Source organism: Bradyrhizobium sp. 482_C4_N1_8 (assembly GCF_052075965.1).
GTDB lineage: Bacteria > Pseudomonadota > Alphaproteobacteria > Rhizobiales > Xanthobacteraceae > Bradyrhizobium > Bradyrhizobium barranii.
This window is the reverse complement of record NZ_CP197231.1, coordinates 6283573-6301495: the sequence shown is the minus strand read 5'-3', so window position 1 is coordinate 6301495 and position 17923 is coordinate 6283573. Positions and strand designations below refer to the sequence as shown.

Below are 17923 nucleotides of genomic sequence, written 5' to 3'. Positions count from 1 at the left end.
TGACCACATGATGAACGCGATCGTGCTGCTGCATCGCTGGCTCGGGATCGCGTTCTGCCTGCTGTTCGCGATGTGGTTCGCGAGCGGAATCGTGATGCACTTTGTCCCGTTTCCGTCATTGACGGAGGCGGAGCGCTTTTCCGGACTTACGCCGGTTGATCGCGGAGAGGTGAGGATTACGGTCGCGGATGCCGTCGCCGCGAGCGAGATCGCGGACGCCACGCGCGTTCGCCTGGTCCAGCGGAGCGACGGGCCGGTCTATGTCGTGTCGGACCGGTCGCGTGTGGGCGCGGTCCATGCCTCCGACGGACGGGATGCATCGGTGACGTCCGCCGACGTCGCGGTCGGTATCGCGCGGGATCATGCCCGGCAACGCGGGCTCGATGCCGCGCGGGCGGCGATGATTTCGGGCGCGGATTATGATCAATGGAGCGTACCCAACGGCTTTGATCGACACCGGCCTCTGTTGCGCGTCGCTCTTGGCGATGCGGCCGGAACCGAGGCCTATGTCTCCTCGCGCACCGGCGAAGTCGTGCTGGATACGACCCGCAGCGAGCGCGGGTGGAATTGGGCCGGCAGCGTCCTGCACTGGATCTATCCGACGGTCCTGAGGAGCAACTGGTCCCTTTGGGATCAGGTGGTCTCGACATTGTCGCTGGTGGCTTTTATCGCCGCGACGCTCGGCGCGGTGCTCGGAATTACCAGGATCAGGATTCGAGGGCGTCGGGTCTCGTCGCCTTATCGCGGGTGGCACGCACTGCATCACATCATTGGTCTCGTCGCGACCGTTTTCGTGCTGACCTGGAGTTTCAGTGGCTGGCTCTCGATGGATCACGGCCGGCTGTTCTCGCGTGGGGAGCTGACCCCGACCGAAGCGGGCGTGGTGTATGCCACGCCTGACTGGACGACGGCCTCTCCGGTCGGTCAGCCGTCGGCTCGCGAAGTCGAATGGTTCGCCGTCAGCGGTGTCGTCTACCGGCGCGACCGGATCGGCCTCGCCAGTCAGACCTTGACCAAAACGGCGGAGGCGAGCCGCAGCGGGCCGGTGGCATTCCTCGGCGAGAAGGATGTCCATGACCTGACGACGCGCCTTGCGCCGGACTGTGGCGCCCCGTCCGTTCTTGCCGACAATGACGACTATCCCGCGCACTCGGCTGTCCCCGGAGCGCCCGTCTATCGCTCCCGATGCGGCGACCTCTGGTTCGACATCGACGGTGCCGACGGCCGCGTGCTGCAAAGACTGGATGCCTCGCGGCGGGCCTATCGCTGGTTCTATGGCGCGCTTCACACGCTCGATTTTCCCGTTCTCATGGCGCATCCGCGTCTGCGCGATATCATGGTCGTCGGGCTCTGCTTGCTCGGGCTGGCATTTTCCGTCACCGGCATCGTGATCGGCTGGCGGCGCTTGCGGTCGACGTTCGCGGCTTGAGCTGCGTATCGAGCAAATCATATGCGCCATGCAAATTGCGGGTTGCGCGGGCGATGGCAGGCGCGGATGATCGTCCGAGGGGGCGCAGCGGTGCGCTCTCTCAATGGGGCGATCGTGATCGATGTCAATTCAGCGCAAGCGCCTCGGCATGATGACCCCGTCGTCAAACTCGGTGCTGGAGCCCGTCACCAATTCCATGCTGCATGGCGTGGCCGGCGTCACCGCTCATTTTTCGCGCTTCCGCGTTACCGAGATCGCGCTCGATGCCGCGGCGCTGAACCAGTTCGATGCCTCGGTGATGCTGCCGGTGGCGGATCTGTTGGCGGACGCCAAGGTCGATGCCATTGCCTGGAACGGCACATCGGCAAGCTGGCTCGGTATCGACCGCGATCGGAGCCTGTGCGAAGCGATCGCGGCGCGGACCCATGTCCCGGCGACGACCTCCACGCTCGCCTGCATCGACGCGGTCCGCGCGCTCGGCGCCGGACGTGTCGGCCTGGTCTCACCCTATACGGACGACGTGCAACGGCGGATCGGCGATGGCTGGGCCGAGGAGGGGATCGCCCCTCACGCCGAGCGGCATCTCGGCCTGCGCGATAATTTTTCCTTCGGTGAGGTCACGCCCGCGACGATCGCCGACATGATCCGCGCGGTCGCGGCGGACGGTGCCGATGCCGTCGTCATTCTCTGCACCAATCTCGACGGCGCCGCGCTGGCTGCCGCACTCGAACGGGAGTTGGGCATCGCCGTGCTGGACTCGGTCGCGGTCACGCTGTGGCGGACGCTCGAGCTCGCCGGTGGCGACATCGCGGCCCTTGCGGCGTGGGGCCGGATCTTCCAGACATCAGCGATCATCAAGTGACGGAGACACCTGTGACGCAGCTCGATCTCGCCATTCGCGGCGGCACCATCGTGACGGCCAGCGACGAGTTTCGCGCCGATATCGGCATTCGCGACGGGCGCATCGTCAGCATCGCCGACCGCATTGAAGGTGCGGCGCGCGAGATCGACGCGACGGGTCTGCTGGCGCTGCCGGGCGGGATCGACAGCCACGTCCACATCTCCCAGGCCTCCGGACCCGACGTCGTGATGGCCGACGATTTTGCTTCGGCAACGCGCGCGGCGGCGGCCGGCGGCAACACCATGGTGCTGCCCTTCGCGCTCCAGGAGAAGGGGACGTCGCTGCGCACCTGCGTCGAGAACTACCGCAAGCTCGCCGAGGGCGAATGCTACATCGATACCGCCTTCCACCTCATCATCTCCGACCCCACCGCAGTCGTACTCGGGCAGGAGCTGCCGGCTCTCGTCAAGGATGGCTACACCTCGTTCAAGGTGTTCATGACTTATGACGACCTCGTGCTCAGCGACAAGCAGCTGCTGGAAGTGTTCGACGTCGCGCGCCGCGAGGAGGCGCTGGTCATGGTCCATTGCGAGGGTTACGACGCGATCCGCTTCCTCACCGCGAAGCTCGAACGCGAGGGCCATATCGCGCCCTATTATCACGGCACCTCGCGGCCGCAGGCCGTCGAGCGCGAGGCGACGCATCGCGCCATCAGCCATGCCGAGGTGATCGGCGTCCCCATCATGATCGTGCACGTCTCCGGGCGCGAGGCGATGGAGCAGGTGCGCTGGGCCCAGCAGCGCGGACTGCCGGTGCATGCCGAGACCTGCCCGCAATACATCACGCTGACGGCCGACGACATGAAAGGCCTGAACATGGACATGTCAGGCGCAAAGTATGTCTGCTCGCCGCCGCCGCGCGATGCCGAAAGCCAGCAGGCGATCTGGGAAGGCATCACCACCGGCGTGTTCCAGACCTTCTCGTCCGATCACTGCCCGTTCCGCTACGACGACCCCAAGGGTAAGCTGACGCCGAATTCCCGCACCTCGTTCCGCTGGGTGCCGAACGGCATCCCCGGCGTCGAGACCCGGCTGCCGATCCTGTTCTCGGAGGGCGTGTCGAAGGGGCGTATCAGCTTGCAGAAATTCGTCGAGCTGACCGCGACCAATCATGCGCGGATCTACGGGCTCTATCCGCGCAAGGGCTCGATCGGCGTCGGCTTCGATGCCGATATCGCGCTGTGGGATCCGAAGCTGACAAAGACGATTCAGCAGGCCGACCTGCACCACGGCGCGGACTATACGCCGTGGGAGGGCTTTGACGTCACCGGCTGGCCTGTCACCACCATCGCGCGGGGCCGCGTGGTGTACGAGCAGGGCAGGATCGTCGGCGACAAGGGTGCGGGCGAGGTGCTCAGCCGCGGCAAGTCGAGCCTGGTGTGACGGAAAAATAACCGCATCGGGACGACGCCATGTCGTCTGTTGCGCATACCATCCTCGCGCTGCTGCGGCATCATTGATCTCTTTTCGCCGGCCGCCTTTCGGTGTAGCTCTGCGCTCACTTATGAGGCGGCCGGGCGCCAATGCTGATCGCCGCCGAAATCATGCAGGAGACACCAGGGATGTACCCGAAAGTTCAGATGTTCATCGCCGGCGAGTGGACCGACGGCACTTCCGGCAAGTCGGAGGACATCCTCAACCCCGCCACCGGCCAGCCGATCGGCAAGACCCCTCACGCCTCGCGCCAGGACCTCGACCGCGCGCTGGAGGCCGCCAAGGCCGGCTTCGAGATCTGGCGCAAGACCTCGCCGTTCGACCGCTACAAGCTGATGCGCAAGGCCGCCGACATCATCCGCTCGCGCGCCGCCGAGATCGCACCCGTGATGACCATGGAGCAGGGCAAGCCGGTCGTGGAAGCCCAGGGCGAGACCATGCTCGCCGGCGACCTGATCGACTGGTTCTCCGAGGAAGCCCGCCGCGCCTATGGCCGCATCGTGCCGCCGCGGATGGGCAACGTCTCCCAGCTCGTGACCAAGGAGCCGGTCGGCCCGGTCGCCGCATTCACGCCCTGGAATTTCCCGATCAACCAGGCGGTCCGCAAGATCTCGGCCGCGCTTGCCGCCGGCTGCTCGATCATCGTCAAGGGCCCGGAAGAAACCCCGGCAAGCTGCATGGAGCTGGTGCGCGCCTATGCCGACGCGGGCATTCCGGCCGGCGTCGTCCAGCTGGTGTTCGGCGTGCCGTCGGAAGTGTCGGAATATCTCATTCCGCACCCGATCATCCGCAAGATCAGTTTTACGGGCTCGACCGCGGTCGGCAAGCATCTGGCCGCACTCGCCGGCCTGCACATGAAGCGTGTCACCATGGAGCTCGGCGGCCACGCGCCGGCAATCGTGTTCGCGGACGCGGACCTCGACAACGCCGCCAAGATTCTCTCGGCCAACAAGTTCCGCAATGCCGGCCAGGTCTGCGTCTCGCCGACGCGCTTCCTGGTGCATGAGAGCGTGTATCAGCCCTTCGTCGACAAGTTCGTCGCCGCCGCCAAGAGCCTGAAGGTCGGCAACGGCCTCGACAAGGACACCCGCATGGGTCCGCTGGCGAACCCGCGACGCGTCGACGCGATGGAGGGTCTGGTCTCCGACGCTGTGCAGCGCGGGGCCAAGGTGCAGGCCGGCGGCAAGCGCATCGGCAACGAAGGCTTCTTCTTCGAGCCGACTGTCATCACCGACGTGCCGCGCGATGCCCGCATTATGAACGAGGAGCCGTTCGGACCGCTTGCCCCGATCACCTCGTTCCGCAGCTATGACGAGGTGGTGGCCGAGGCGAACCGCCTGCCGTACGGCCTTGCGGCCTATGCCTATACGACCTCGACCAAGACGATGCAGGCGATCGGCTCCGATATCGAGAGCGGCATGGTCTCGATCAACCACCATGGCCTCGCGCTGCCGGAAGTGCCGTTCGGCGGCATCAAGGATTCCGGTTACGGCTCCGAAGGCGGCCTCGAGGCGATCGAGGGTTATCTCAACACGAAGTTCGTGACGCAGGCGAGCGCGTAAAGAAAAGTCGCGTTGTCATTCCGGGGCGCGCGAAGCGCGAACCCGGAATCCATCGCGCCGCGCGTAAAGAGGGAAAATGGATTCCGGGCTCGCGCCAAGCGGCGCGCCCCGGAATGACGGTGGATAGGACCTGCGTTGCCTGACGGGCGAGACATGGACAACAGCCGTCACCCGAGCAAGCGCGTGTCCCTTGCCGGGATGCATATCGACCGGAATTCGGCGGTGCCGCTGCATCTGCAGATCGCGGCGCACATCCGCGACGGCATTTTGCGCGGCGTCTTTCCGGCTGGAACGCAATTTTTGGGATCCCGCGAGATCGCGCGCGAATTGGGCTGCTCGCGCACGGTGGTGTTGACCGCCTGGGATCTGCTCTACGCCGAGGGCTATCTTGAATCGATGCCGCGCGGAAGTGTCATGGTGGCGTCCGTGGCGACCCCACATGCCGAGCCTGCGTCCGCGACCTCGTCTACGGCCAAGCCCGCCCACATGTCGGAGCGCTGGCGCTCGCTGCTTGCCTTCGACTACGAGACCAACTGGCCGTCGGAATTCAGCCCGGGCGCGCCTGATATCTCGACCTTCCCATTCAAGGACTGGTCGCGCCTGCTGCGCCAGTCCTGGCAAAATCCAAGGGAGCAGGAGTGTCTCGATCTTCCCTCGGAAGGCCATCCGCGCTTGCGGAGCGAGATCGCGAATTTCCTCGGCTCGGTGCGCGGGCTCGTTTGCTCGCCGGAAGAGGTCGTCGTCACCTCGGGCACATCGGGCGCGCTTGATTTCTGCAGCCGGATGATCCTCGATCCCGGCGACGAGGTCTGGGTCGAGGAGCCCGGCTTCGTCGAGGCCCGGTGGGCGCTGACGGCCGCTGGCGCGAAGCTCGTTCCCATTCCGGTCGATGACAAGGGCCTCGTCGTCTCAGAAGGGATCCGGCGCGCGCCGGGCGCGAAGCTGATCGTGGTCACGCCGTCGCATCAATATCCGCTCGGCGTCAGCATGGGGCTGGAGCGGCGGCTCGAGCTGCTCGATTGGGCCAACAAGAACGACGTCTGGGTGATTGAGGACGATTACAATTCGGAGTTCAGGCACCAGGACAGCATGATCGCCTCGTTGCGCTCGCTCGATCGCGAGGGGCGGGTGATCTATTTCGGCACCTTCTCGAAGATCATGATGCCGAATTTGCGGCTTGGCTACATCGTCGCCAACAGGCATTTCATCGAAGGCTTTTCCAGGGGCCGCGCGCGTATCGATGTGCACACCTCCGGCATCGGTCAGCTCGCGCTGGCCGAGTTCATGCGGGAAGGGCACCTGCTGCGGCATCTGCGCGGGATGCGGCGGATCTACGCCGCACGCCGGAAGGCACTGATCGATGCGATCACAGCGCTGATGCCTGACGATCTCACCGTATCCTCCGCCGTCACCGGATTGCATCTGGTGGCGCTGTTCACTGAAGCAATGCAGGCACGCATGAGCGACCGCGAGGCGGCCGCGGTCCTGAAGCAGGCCAGCATCCACGTCCAGCCGCTCTCGCAAAACTTTCTGGAGCAGCCGACGCGGCAGGGCCTGGTGTTCGGCTACGGGCGGCTGCGGGTCGAAGATGCCTCGCCGCTGCTTGCGAGAATCGCGGCTTGTATCGGCAGCGGCTGCCGCAGTGCATCATCGGACCCGCCAATATCCTCCCTTACTGTTCGTACAATAAAGAGAAGCTGAGCCGACCGTCGTGCATAGCTCGTAGGCATGCGACTATCCCGCATCGCCGTTCAACCGCCTGGAAATTAGACAGACGTTTTTGAGTGCTCCGATTGCAGTGCAGCGGGCGTCACGATTTGCACGGAGAAATCCGTGGTGCACTGCACGTTTGTCGCGCGGAACGGTTGGCGTTCGTGTGCTCTCTGCGCGGGCATGGCTGCACCAAAACGTGCAGCCGGTGTTGCACCGCGTGATGCCGGTCCTGCGCTGGTCTAGTGGTTTGCGACAACTCTGGCCCTATCCCGAGCCCATCGCTCTGTCGCACGCTCGCAGGCGGTGGCATGACAGGGGATGATGATGAGCGCTCTCGGTTTGGCATTGGACGTTGCGATGGACGGCAAGCACCCGGCGTCCGGTTCGGACGTCATCCGTAACTGACCCCGCACATGAGTTCCTCCGAAAATCACTGGGAAGTCGGCACCGATATCGGCGGCACCTTCACCGACATCATCGCCATCAGGCGCGACTCCGCGGAGGCGCGGATCGCAAAGGTGCCGTCGCGCCCCGACGCGCCGGTTCAGGCGATGCTGGAAGCGATCGAGGCGGTGGGCCTGCGCAAGAGCGAGGTCAAGCGCTTCGTGCACGGCACAACGCGCGTCACCAACGCCATCGTCGAGAACCGGCTGCCGAAGGTCGCGCTGGTCGCGACCGAAGGGTTCGCCGATGTGCTCGAGATCGCGCGCTATCGCCGCCGCGATCTCTATCGTCTCGACATTCCGCCGAAATCACCGCCTTTGGTGCCGCCCGAACGATGCTTTGGGCTCGCCGAGCGCCTCGATCACGAAGGCCGGGTGCTGAAGGCGCTGGATGAGACCGAGATCGAGCGCCTGGTGGCCTGGCTGAAGCAGACCGGCGTGCAGAGCGTCGCCGTGGCGCTGCTTCACGCGTATGCCAATCCCGTCCACGAAAAGATGCTCGGCGAACGGCTCAAGGGCGTCGTCGCCCACGTCTCGCTGTCGCACGAGGTCAATCCCGAGGCGCGCGAATACGAACGGACGTCGGCGACTGTGTTCAACGCGGCCGCGATGCCGATCGCGGTGGAGTATCTCAGCGAGCTGGAGCAGCGGTTGCCGATCGGCGCCGGCTTGCAGGTGTTTCATTCGGCCGGAGCCATGGTCCCGATCTCAGCCGTGAAGCGGCGGCCGCTGGTGATGGCGATGTCGGGGCCGGCGGCCGGCGTCTCCGCATCGGTCAGCATCGCGCGCCAGCTCGGTACATCGCGCATGCTCACCTTCGACATGGGTGGCACCACGACGGACGTCTGCCTGATCGTCGACGGCCAGGCCGAGATGACCGACGGCCGCATGCTAGGCGACAAGCCGCTGCGTCAGCCGATGCTTGCGGTCCATTCCATCGGGGCCGGCGGCGGATCGATCGTGCGAAACGGTCCCGGCGGCCTGACGGTCGGGCCGGAGAGCGCCGGCTCCGAGCCGGGGCCGGCCTGCTACGGCCGCGGCGGCACCGAGCCGACCATTACCGACGCCAACGCCGTGCTCGGCTATCTCAATCCCGAGACCAAGCTTGGCGACCGCATCGGCATCGACATCAAGGCAGCGGAACGCGTCATCGAGCCGATTGCGCGCGCCTTGGGGCTGAGCCTGACCGAAACCGCGCTCGGCATCATCAAGGTCGCCAACGCGACCATGGCCCGCGCGCTTCGCCGCGTCACGGTCGAACGCGGCATCGACGGACGCGACTGCACGCTGCTCGCCTTCGGCGGCGGCGGCCCGATGCATGCCGCAGGCCTTGCCGATCTCTACGGGATTGCAGAGGTCGTGGTGCCGAGCGCATCCAGCGCCTTTTCGGCGCTGGGCTGTCTCACCGCTGATTTCAGCTTTCTCCAGCAGCAGACGCTACGCGCCGCCCTAGATGGCATCGATCTCGCGCGCGTGTCGGAGCGGATCGGGACGCTGATGGACGATGCTTCGGCGCCGCTGATCGCCAACGGCGTTGCGAGGGCCGAGATCCAGGTCGAGCTTGTGGCGCTGATGCGCTACGCGGCGCAGAATGACGCCATTCCGGTGCCCTTCACGTTGCCGCTCGACGTGACCAAGCTGAAGAAGGACTTTCTGGCGCGGCATCACGAACTGTTCGGCTATGCGACCAGCGAGCCCTGCGTCATCGAATCCGTGCGCGTGCAAGCGCGGCGCCCGTCGACGACGGTGGTGAGCCGGCCGGCGACTGCGGTGAGGGCGGTGTCGTCAGGCAAGCGCGCCTGCTCATTCGACGGCCTCCACGATATCCCAACCGCCATCATTGATCGCGCCAAATTGACCGATGTCGTCAGCGGCCCCGCGATCATCGAGGACGCGTGGTCAACGGTGGTGGTCCCGCCGGGCTGGCAAGCTAAACCCGATGTATCAGGCAATCTGTTCCTGACGCGGAGGACGGCATGAAGCTCGATCCGTTCGTTGTCGAGGTTATCAGGCACGGGCTCTCGGCCGCGGCCGAGGAAATGAGCCTGGTGATGACGCGCTCGGCGCGCTCGCCGCTGCTGCGCGAGGCCGGCGACCTGTCATCCGCGATCACGGATGGCCGCGGCGGCCTGGTCGGGCAGGGCCGCGACATCCCGATCCATCTCGGCGCGATGGCCTACACCATCCCCGAGTTGCTGAAGGTGATGCCGCGCGACAGCCTGAACGACGGTGACGTCGTGATCTATAATGTCGGCGCGCTTGGAGGCAATCACCTCAACGACGTCAAGGTCGTGCGTCCCGTCTTCGTCGACGGCGAGATCGTGGCGTTTGCGGTGAGCCTCGCGCACTGGCCCGACATCGGCGGCACCTGGCCGGGCAGCTATTTTGCCAAGGCGATCGACACTTTCCAGGAGGCGATGCGGATTCCGCCGGTGCTGATCGCCACGTCAGCCGGCGTCAACACGCCGATCGTACAGCTGCTCAAGGCCAACGTCCGCGATCCCGAGTCCTGCGAGGGCGATCTGCTCGCCCAGATAGCCGCGACCAAGGCCGGCGAGAAGCGCATCGTCGAGCTTTGCCGCGAGCACGGCAAGGCGGTGTTCACGGCGACGCAGTCGCGGCTGCACGATCTCTCCGAAATCGAGATGCGGGAGGCGCTCCGCGACCTGCCTGATGGCGTCTACGAGGGCGAGGATTATCTCGACGACGGCAGCGTCAACAATGCACCTGCGCGCATCCATGTGAAAATCACCATTCGCGGCGACGAGGCGACCTTCGACCTCTCCGGAAGCTGCGATCGCGTCTCCAATTTCTGCAACACGACGCCGTTCATGGCACGCTCAGCTGTCGCCTATGCCGCACGCATCATGAGCGGGCGCGACATGCACCAGAACGCGGGCGCGCTCCGGCCTTTGACCATCATCACGCGCCCGGGCTCGATCCTGGAGCCGGGCTGGATGGCGTCCGTGGCCGCCGGCAACCACGAGACGTCCATGCGCATCGTCGATGCGATTTTTCGCGCGATGCAGGACACCATCCCTGAGCGTCTGTCGGCGGGCGGAGCGACCACGGCGGGCGTGCTGTTTTTTGCCGAGCCGCGGCAGAACGGCTCGTGGAAGATGCTCTACGAGGTTCACGGCGGTGGTGAGGGCGCGCGGCATGATCGGGCCGGCATGTCGGCGACGCGCGTGCATCTCTCCAATACGTCGAACACGCCGGTCGAGGTGATCGAGGCGAGCTACGCGATCCGCCTGGAGCAGCAGGCCATTCGCCGGCAGTCCGGCGGCGCGGGCGCCCATCGCGGCGGTGACGGCTCCGTTCGCACCTATCGCATCCTCGCGCCTTCGATGCACCTGACCACCTGCATCGAGCGCATGGTGATTGCGCCGTTCGGCATGCAGGGCGGCGAAGCTGGCAAGGCCTGCCGCATCTCGCTGGTGCGGAAGGGCGAAAACGTTGCGATCGACGGCAAGTCGAACCTGGTGTTGCAGCAAGACGATCTCGTCACGATCGAGATGTGCGGCGGCGGCGGCTATGGCGCCGCGGCCGCGGAGTGAGGGGATTGCGATGAGCAGATTGTTGCGAACCGGGCTGAACGCGGGCGAAGCCGCGCCGATGGCCGTCGTCGGCGGCGAGGGCGTCTACTTTCACCTGTCCGATGGCCGCAAGCTGATTGACGGCAGCAACACCGGCGGCGGCCTCGGCCATCGTCACCCGGCGATGGTGGAGGCGATCCGCCGCGCGGCCGATACGCCCGTCGTGAACGAAGGCTGGACCTGGGTCGGCCGTGAGCAGGCGGCCGACGATCTGATGGCCACCGCATTTAAAGGCGAAGACGACTGGGTCGGCGCGGTGCGCTTCTGCATCAGCGGCAGCGAGGCCAACGATATGGCGCTGTCGCTCTGCCAGGCGCTGACACAGCGGTCTGCGCTGGCGACGCGCGAGCGCGCCTATCACGGCATCACTGGCCTCTCCCGTGCCATGACGGTGCAGCCGCAATGGCACGGCGGCCTCGCGGTGCACGCGGGCGGCTCGAAGCTGCCGGCGCCGATGGCACCGGTGAGGGTCCTGCCCGCGCCGGATGGCGCCATCTACGGCGCGCCGGCCAACAACACCCCGCCCAGCGAATATCTGGCTGATGCCACGCGGCTGCTCTCGGACACGGCGGCGACCATCATCGACTACACCCAGGGTGGCATCTACTACGATGGTGCCTATCAGGACGAGGTGGCGCGCTGCGCGCGGGAGGCTGGCTCGTACTGGATCGCGGACGAGGTCGTCACCGGCGCTGGCCGCGCAGGCCGCTGGTTCGCCTTCCAGGGCGCGGAGAGCCACCCCGATATCGTGACGCTCGGAAAATCGCTCGGCGGCGGTGCGGCGGCAGTCGCGGCGGTCGTGGTGTCGAAAGATATCGTCGAGCGGCTCAAGGGCACGAGCTGGCAGAATTACGGCACGCTGCGCGGCCATCCCATCAGCATGGCTGCCGTCAGCGCGTACCTGAAAGTCGTCAGCGACGACAAGATTCTGGAGCACGTCCGGAAGCTCGAAAAGCTGTTCACCCGCCGCCTGCTCGCGATCGCGCAGAAGCATCCGAGCGTGCAGCGCGTGGCGGGGCAGGGGCTGCACTGGACGGTGGAGCTGCACGGCCCGGATTGGCGCGCCTGGCATGCCGACACCACCGAGGTCCCGATCGCCTCGCGTGTCGCAGAGCGGGCGTTGGAGGCGGGTGCCGTGATCGGCACCAGCGGTGAGCAGACTTCGCTGTTCCTGGCACCGCCGCTGGTGATCTCGGAGCAGGAAGCCGAGCGGCTGCTGGATGCGCTCGACCACGGCCTCGATATCGCAGACGAGGAGCACGGGTGAGCGCAGACCCCGCAACACCTCAACGCTCGCCGGCCTGGCCGGCGGACGAGCCCTGGCATCTCGCGATGCCGGAGGGGACGCTTTACGACGCGCTGGCGCGTGCGGCGACGGATCGCCCATCGCATCCGGCGACGGTGTTTTATGGTGCGAGCCTGAGCTATGCCGAGCTACGCGCGCGGGTCGATGCCTTAGCCGGATTCCTGCAGAACGCTTGCGGCGTGAAGCGCGGCGACCGCGTCATGATCGCACTGCAGAACTCGCCGCAATATGTCATCGCCTACTACGCGGTGATGCGGGCGGACGCCGTGATCGTGCCGGTCAATCCGATGAACAAGACGGCCGAGATCGCGTATCTCGCCGAAGACAGTGGGGCCCGGGTCGCGATCATCGGAAGCGAATTGAGCGAAATATTCGCGCCGCTGGTGGGCGAAGCCATCTCCCATACGATCGTCGCACAGTATCGCGACGAAGTGCCGGCCGCCACGCCCTATACGCTGCCTTCATGCATCACCGAGGCGCCGTCGGAGATACCGTCGTCGCTAGGCTGGCATTCCTGGTCGCAGGCGATCGCGCAAGGTTTGCAGCCCGGCGCAATGACCGCGGGGCCGGACGATCTCATGATCCTGCCCTACACCTCGGGCACAACAGGCAAGCCCAAGGCCTGCATGCATACGCATCGCAGCGCGCTGTTCACGGCCGTCTTGCAGGCACGCTGGTATGGGCTCGACGGCGACGATGTGATGACCGGCTTCATGCCCCTGTTCCATGTCGCGGGCATGCAGGGCTCGATGAATGCCGCTGTGGTGACAGGCGCCACGCTGCTGTTGATGGCGCGCTGGGACAAGGATCTGCTGCCGGATCTGTTCGAGACCTACGGCGTCACGTTCTGGAACGCGGCGCCGACAATGATCGTCGACGTGCTCGCAAGCGTCCGGTTCCGCGACCGGTGCTTTGCAAAACTCAAGGTGCTGACCGGAGGTGGTGCGGCAATGCCGACCGCGGTGGCCGAACGGCTCAAAGGCCGCTTTGGCCTCGATTTCGTCGAAGGCTATGGCATGACCGAGACGATGTCGCCGACGCATCTCAATCCGATGACTGCGCCGAAGCGCCAGTGTCTCGGCATTGCCGTGCACGAGACCGATGCGAGGGTCGTCGATCCCGAGACCTTGATCGAGCTCGACGACAATGTCGTCGGCGAGATCGTCGTCCACGGACCACAAGTGCTGCAAGGCTACTGGAACAGGCCGCAGGCCAACGCCGAGTCCTTCATCGAGCTCTCGGGAAAGCGGTTCCTGCGCACGGGCGATCTCGGCTATCGCGATGCCCAAGGCTATTTCTTCGCGGTCGACCGCCTCAAGCGGATGATCAATGTCAGCGGCTTCAAGGTGTGGCCGGCCGAGGTGGAAGCGGCGATGTACCAGAACCGCGCCATCCGGGAATGCTGCATCGTCTCGACCCCCGACGACTACCGCGGTGAGACCGTCAAGGCGCTGGTGGTGCTCGACGAAGCCGCGCGCGCGACGACGTCTGCGCACGACATCGTCGGTTGGGCCCGTGGTGCGATGGCCAGCTACAAGGCGCCGCGCGCCGTCGTCTTCGTCGATGAGCTGCCGCGCACCGCCAGCAACAAGATCAACTGGCGGCTTTTGCAGGATGCAGAATGGGGGCGGACGGCATGAAAGCTGCTTGGCTGGAAAAACGGCGCAAGACCGCGTTATGCTGCGCGCGCCGGCACGCCCCTCAAGCTACGATCCCCAGCCTCACCAGGAAATCAGGAACTCGCTGATGCGTATCGTCACCGTTGCCGCCGCCCAGATGGGCCCGATCCAGAAGGTCGACAGCCGCGAGGCCGTGGTCAAGCGCATGATCGCGCTGATGGATGAGGCGAAAGCAAAAGGCGCCGATCTGATCGTCTATCCGGAACTGGCGCTGACGACGTTCTTCCCGCGCTGGTATGCGGAGGACCGGGCCGAGTTCGATACCTGGTTCGAGCGTGAGATGCCGAATGCGGCGACCAAGCCGCTGTTCGAGCGTGCGGCGCAGCATCAGATGGCGATGAACTTCGGCTACGCCGAGCTGACGCCGGACGGGCATCACTTCAACACCGCGATCCTGACCGACAAGTCCGGCAAGATCGTCGGCAAATATCGCAAGGTCCATTTGCCGGGCCATGTGGACTACGACACCAAGCGGTCGCACCAGCATCTGGAGAAGCGTTATTTCGAGCCGGGCGATCTCGGCTTCAACGTCTGGCGCGAGCTGGGCGGCATCATCGGCATGGCCATCTGCAACGACCGGCGCTGGCCCGAGACCTATCGCGTCATGGGCCTGCAGGGCGTCGAGATGGTTCTGATCGGCTACAACACGCCGTCGGTGAATGCGGAGAAGAGCGAGGAGGGCATCGAGAAGCGGCTGTTCCACAACCGTCTCTCGGTGCAGGCCGGCGCCTATCAGAACGCGACCTGGGTGGTCGCGGTGGCCAAGGCGGGTGTCGAGGACGGCCATCCGCTGTTCGGCGGCAGCCTGATCGTCGATCCCGATGGCGAGATCGTCGCTGAGGCCAAGACGGAGGGCGACGAGGTCCTGGTTCACGCCTGCGACCTCGACGCCACGACGTTCGGCAAGACCACGATCTTCAATTTTGCCCAGCATCGCCGCATCGAGCATTACGGCCTGATTACCAGCCAGACCGGCGCGGTGCCGCCGCCGGAGAAGTGACGCCGATGGCAGGCAACAGCACATCCGGCATTTCCTTGCGCGAGCTCGATCCGCGCGACCGCTACAAGCTGCTCTGCGGCGTGGTCGTGCCGCGGCCGATCGCGCTGGTGACGACGCTGGACGCGAACGGAGCGGTGAATGCCGCGCCCTTCAGCTTCTTCAATGTCTTCTCCGAAAGCCCTGCACTGATCGTGCTCGGGCTCCAGCACAAGCCGGATCACGGCCCGAAGGACACCACCCGCAACATCCATCGCGATGGCGAGTTCGTGGTTCACATGGTGGACGAGGCGCTGTCTGCCGCGATGAATGATTGCGCGGTCGATTTTCCCTCTGGCGACAGCGAGGTCGCGGCGACCGGGCTTGCCACGCTTCCCTCGGTCGATGTGAAAGTTCCGCGCTTGGCCGCGGCACCCTTTGCGCTGGAATGCCGGCGTCATGTCGTGCTGAATTTCTCGCCCGATCGCGAGCTGTTGGTCGGCGAGGTGCTCAGGGTTCACGCCCGAGAGGGCCTCGTCGACGAGGCCAACATGTATGTCGATCTCGAGGCCTACCGGCCGATCGGCCGCATGTTCGGCAATCTCTATACCACGCAGCGGGATACGTTTGCGCTTGCGCGCGAGAGCCACGCGCAATGGCTCGCGCGGCAGGACGCCAACGAGCTGAAGGACGCCTAGTGAGCCGAGAACTGCACCGTACCCAGTGCCATGGTGACGGCCGCCTGTGTCGGGTCGATCACGGGAATGCCAAGCGCTTCTTCCAGCGGACGGCGATGGCGCGCCATTCCGGCGCAGCCCATCACAATGGCGCGGGCGCCGTCCTCGTCGCGCAGCGCGCGGCCGATTTCGATCATCTTCGCCAGCGTGCCTTCGCCCGAGGCGGTTTCGGCGACGCTCATGTTGAGCGGCCGCTCGCCGGCGAGGCGATCGGTCAATCCCATCTGCCGGAGATAGCGCATGTGGCGCGGGATCGAGCGCTGGGCGATCGCGATGACGCCGAAGGTTTCGGCGCGGGCCAGCGCCGTCAGCACGCCGCACTCAGCGATGCCGAACACGGGACGGTCGGTGCCTTCGCGGCAGACCTGAAGCCCGGGATCGCTGTAGCAGGCGATGACAAACGCAGCCGAGCTGTTGTCGCCTTCGACCAGCCGGCGCAGCGGCATCGCAACGCCGTCGACATCGGCCTGGCTTTCAATGCCGAACGGACCCTCGGCCAGCGACTGGCAGACCAGTTCCGGGCCACCCTCGAAACCGAGCGGCTTCAGCGCCTCCTCCAGCCCTTGCGTGACCGCAGGGTTGGAATTCGGATTGATGACGAGAATGCGCGGCCGGGGCATGTTGGTCTTCCCTTGAGATGGCGATCACGTAGCTCAGGCATATCATGGAGTGCCTCATGACTGAACCCACATACGACCTGATCATCCGCGGCGGCCGCGTCGCCACCACGACCGACGTGTTCGAGGCCGATGTCGCGATCTCCGGCGAGGCCATCGCAGCAATCGGCCGCGGGCTTCCGGCGGCGAAACGCGAGATCGATGCGCGCGGCAAGCTGGTGCTGCCCGGCGGCGTCGACAGCCATGCGCATATCGAGCAGTTGTCCGCGGCCGGCATCATGAATGCCGACACGTTCGAGAGCGCGACCGTCTCTGCCGCTTTCGGCGGCACGACCACGGTAATTCCGTTCGCCGCCCAGCATGTCGGCATGAAGCTGCCGCAGGTGGTCGAGGATTATCACGCGCTGGCCAAGAAGGGCGCCGTGATCGACTACGCCTTTCACATGATCATTGCGGATGCGACCAAGGAGACCGTCGAGGAGCACATTCCGGCGTTGGTGAAGCAGGGCCATGGCTCGATCAAGATCTTCATGACCTATGACCGGCTCAAGGTCGATGACGAGCCGTTGCTCGACATCCTCTTGGCCGCACGCCAGTCCGGCGCGATGTTGTGCGCCCATGCCGAAAATCACGGCATCATCGCCTGGATGGTGAAGCGCCTGCTCGCGCGCGGCTACACGATGCCGAAATATCACGCCGTCAGCCACGCCCGCGTGTCGGAGGCGGAAGCCTTCACCCGGCTGATCGGCATGGCCGCCCTGATCGACCAGCCCATCATGATCTTCCATGTCTCGACCGCCGAAGGCGCGAAGGTCATCCGCGATTCGCGCGGGCAGGGGTTGAAGGTCTTCGCCGAGACATGTCCGCAATATCTGTTCCTCACCGCAAACGATCTCGACAAGCCTGGCGCGGAAGGCGCCAAGTGGATGTGCAGCCCGCCGCCACGTACGCATTCCGACCAGGAGGCGTTGTGGCAGGCGCTGTCGCTTGGCGATCTCCAGACCATCTCGTCGGATCATGCGCCCTATCGCTACGACGAGACCGGCAAGCTGCGCGCCGGACCCAATCCGAACTTCAAGCAGGTGGCCAACGGCCTGCCGGGCCTGGAACTGCGGCTGCCGCTGCTGTTCGACGCGATGGTGTCGAAGGGGCGGCTCGGCCTTGAAAAGTTCGTCGAATTGACTTCGACCGCGCCGGCAAAAATCTACAATCTGCATCCGCGCAAGGGCTCGATCGCGGTCGGCGCCGATGCCGATATCGCGATCTGGGACCCCAATCGCGAGACTGTGATCGCCGACGAGATGATGCACGACCTCGCCGGCTACACGCCGTTCGCGGGCCGCAAGCTGAAGGGCTGGCCGGTTAGCGTTCTCTCGCGCGGCCGGGTGATCATCGACGGCAACAAGTGCCTCGCGGAGGCCGGCAGCGGCAAATTCCTGGCGCGCAGCGGCGGCGAGGCGGCAAAGCCGACGGGGCGGCTCGTCGCCGACATGGATCCCGAGCGGAATTTTGGGGCAAAGCTGCTGTGATG

General features: G+C 65.5%; 13 protein-coding genes. 12 read left to right on the top strand and 1 reads right to left on the bottom strand.

Features of this window, described 5'->3' with window-relative positions; all coding sequences use genetic code 11:
- Positions 1 to 7 precede the first annotated feature (7 nt).
- The 11 genes from AB7Z56_RS30220 to AB7Z56_RS30170 all read left to right on the top strand — a co-directional run bounded on the left by AB7Z56_RS30220 (position 8) and on the right by AB7Z56_RS30170 (position 15736).
- Positions 8 to 1429 carry a PepSY domain-containing protein gene (locus AB7Z56_RS30220; RefSeq protein ID WP_231144490.1) on the top strand — a complete coding sequence of 474 codons (1422 nt, stop codon included), beginning with the start codon at positions 8 to 10 and terminating at the stop codon, positions 1427 to 1429.
- Positions 1430 to 1550: 121 nt separating this feature from the next.
- The gene (locus AB7Z56_RS30215) at positions 1551 to 2291 is read left to right on the top strand and encodes a maleate cis-trans isomerase family protein (RefSeq protein WP_063984418.1); all 741 of its coding nucleotides are present in this window, start codon (positions 1551 to 1553) and stop codon (positions 2289 to 2291) included.
- An 11-nt stretch (positions 2292 to 2302) separates the two neighbouring features.
- The gene (hydA, locus tag AB7Z56_RS30210) at positions 2303 to 3712 is read left to right on the top strand and encodes a dihydropyrimidinase (protein WP_063986533.1); all 1410 of its coding nucleotides are present in this window, start codon (positions 2303 to 2305) and stop codon (positions 3710 to 3712) included.
- Positions 3713 to 3891: 179 nt separating this feature from the next.
- Positions 3892 to 5325, top strand: a complete 1434-nt coding sequence (locus tag AB7Z56_RS30205) for an NAD-dependent succinate-semialdehyde dehydrogenase (protein WP_038934240.1) — start codon at positions 3892 to 3894, stop codon at positions 5323 to 5325.
- A 153-nt stretch (positions 5326 to 5478) separates the two neighbouring features.
- Complete coding sequence (pdxR, locus tag AB7Z56_RS30200; RefSeq protein ID WP_063984417.1) at positions 5479 to 7026, top strand: MocR-like pyridoxine biosynthesis transcription factor PdxR; 1548 nt, start codon at positions 5479 to 5481, stop codon at positions 7024 to 7026.
- A gap of 425 nt (positions 7027 to 7451) precedes the next feature.
- Positions 7452 to 9461, top strand: coding sequence for a hydantoinase/oxoprolinase family protein (locus tag AB7Z56_RS30195; protein ID WP_063984416.1), 2010 nt, complete (start codon positions 7452 to 7454; stop codon positions 9459 to 9461).
- Positions 9458 to 11038 (top strand): hydantoinase B/oxoprolinase family protein, encoded by a 1581-nt coding sequence (locus AB7Z56_RS30190; RefSeq protein WP_063984415.1) that lies wholly within the window; start codon positions 9458 to 9460, stop codon positions 11036 to 11038. Before AB7Z56_RS30195 ends, AB7Z56_RS30190 begins: the two co-directional genes overlap by 4 nt.
- 10 nt (positions 11039 to 11048) lie before the next feature.
- A complete protein-coding gene (locus tag AB7Z56_RS30185) occupies positions 11049 to 12344 on the top strand; it encodes a class-III pyridoxal-phosphate-dependent aminotransferase (RefSeq protein ID WP_063986532.1) in 1296 nt (431 codons plus the stop codon).
- Positions 12341 to 14023, top strand: a complete 1683-nt coding sequence (locus AB7Z56_RS30180; protein WP_231144492.1) for a long-chain-fatty-acid--CoA ligase — start codon at positions 12341 to 12343, stop codon at positions 14021 to 14023. Before AB7Z56_RS30185 ends, AB7Z56_RS30180 begins: the two co-directional genes overlap by 4 nt.
- Before the next feature lie 106 nt (positions 14024 to 14129).
- On the top strand, positions 14130 to 15062 hold the full coding sequence (locus tag AB7Z56_RS30175; protein WP_063984413.1) for an N-carbamoyl-D-amino-acid hydrolase: 933 nt from the start codon (positions 14130 to 14132) through the stop codon (positions 15060 to 15062).
- A 5-nt stretch (positions 15063 to 15067) separates the two neighbouring features.
- Entirely contained in the window at positions 15068 to 15736 is a 669-nt protein-coding gene (locus tag AB7Z56_RS30170) for a flavin reductase family protein (RefSeq protein WP_187387762.1), read from the top strand.
- Here the strand turns inward: AB7Z56_RS30170 and AB7Z56_RS30165 are convergent.
- A complete protein-coding gene (locus AB7Z56_RS30165) occupies positions 15733 to 16395 on the bottom strand; it encodes an aspartate/glutamate racemase family protein (protein WP_063984411.1) in 663 nt (220 codons plus the stop codon). The genes AB7Z56_RS30170 and AB7Z56_RS30165 overlap by 4 nt on opposite strands.
- A 56-nt stretch (positions 16396 to 16451) precedes the next feature.
- Here AB7Z56_RS30165 and hydA (AB7Z56_RS30160) point away from each other — a divergent pair, with 56 nt between their 5' ends.
- The gene (gene hydA, locus AB7Z56_RS30160) at positions 16452 to 17921 is read left to right on the top strand and encodes a dihydropyrimidinase (RefSeq protein WP_063984410.1); all 1470 of its coding nucleotides are present in this window, start codon (positions 16452 to 16454) and stop codon (positions 17919 to 17921) included.
- Positions 17922 to 17923: the final 2 nt, after the last annotated feature.

Coding starts and splice junctions, on each gene's coding strand:
- pdxR (WP_063984417.1), top strand. CDS start 5,479: ATGGACAACAGCCGTCACCCGAGCAAGCGCGTGTCCCTTGCCGGGATG.
- AB7Z56_RS30195 (WP_063984416.1), top strand. CDS start 7,452: ATGAGTTCCTCCGAAAATCACTGGGAAGTCGGCACCGATATCGGCGGC.
- AB7Z56_RS30215 (WP_063984418.1), top strand. CDS start 1,551: ATGTCAATTCAGCGCAAGCGCCTCGGCATGATGACCCCGTCGTCAAAC.
- AB7Z56_RS30205 (WP_038934240.1), top strand. CDS start 3,892: ATGTACCCGAAAGTTCAGATGTTCATCGCCGGCGAGTGGACCGACGGC.
- AB7Z56_RS30190 (WP_063984415.1), top strand. CDS start 9,458: ATGAAGCTCGATCCGTTCGTTGTCGAGGTTATCAGGCACGGGCTCTCG.
- AB7Z56_RS30170 (WP_187387762.1), top strand. CDS start 15,068: ATGGCAGGCAACAGCACATCCGGCATTTCCTTGCGCGAGCTCGATCCG.
- hydA (WP_063984410.1), top strand. CDS start 16,452: ATGACTGAACCCACATACGACCTGATCATCCGCGGCGGCCGCGTCGCC.
- AB7Z56_RS30185 (WP_063986532.1), top strand. CDS start 11,049: ATGAGCAGATTGTTGCGAACCGGGCTGAACGCGGGCGAAGCCGCGCCG.
- AB7Z56_RS30220 (WP_231144490.1), top strand. CDS start 8: ATGATGAACGCGATCGTGCTGCTGCATCGCTGGCTCGGGATCGCGTTC.
- AB7Z56_RS30165 (WP_063984411.1), bottom strand. CDS start 16,395: ATGCCCCGGCCGCGCATTCTCGTCATCAATCCGAATTCCAACCCTGCG.
- AB7Z56_RS30175 (WP_063984413.1), top strand. CDS start 14,130: ATGCGTATCGTCACCGTTGCCGCCGCCCAGATGGGCCCGATCCAGAAG.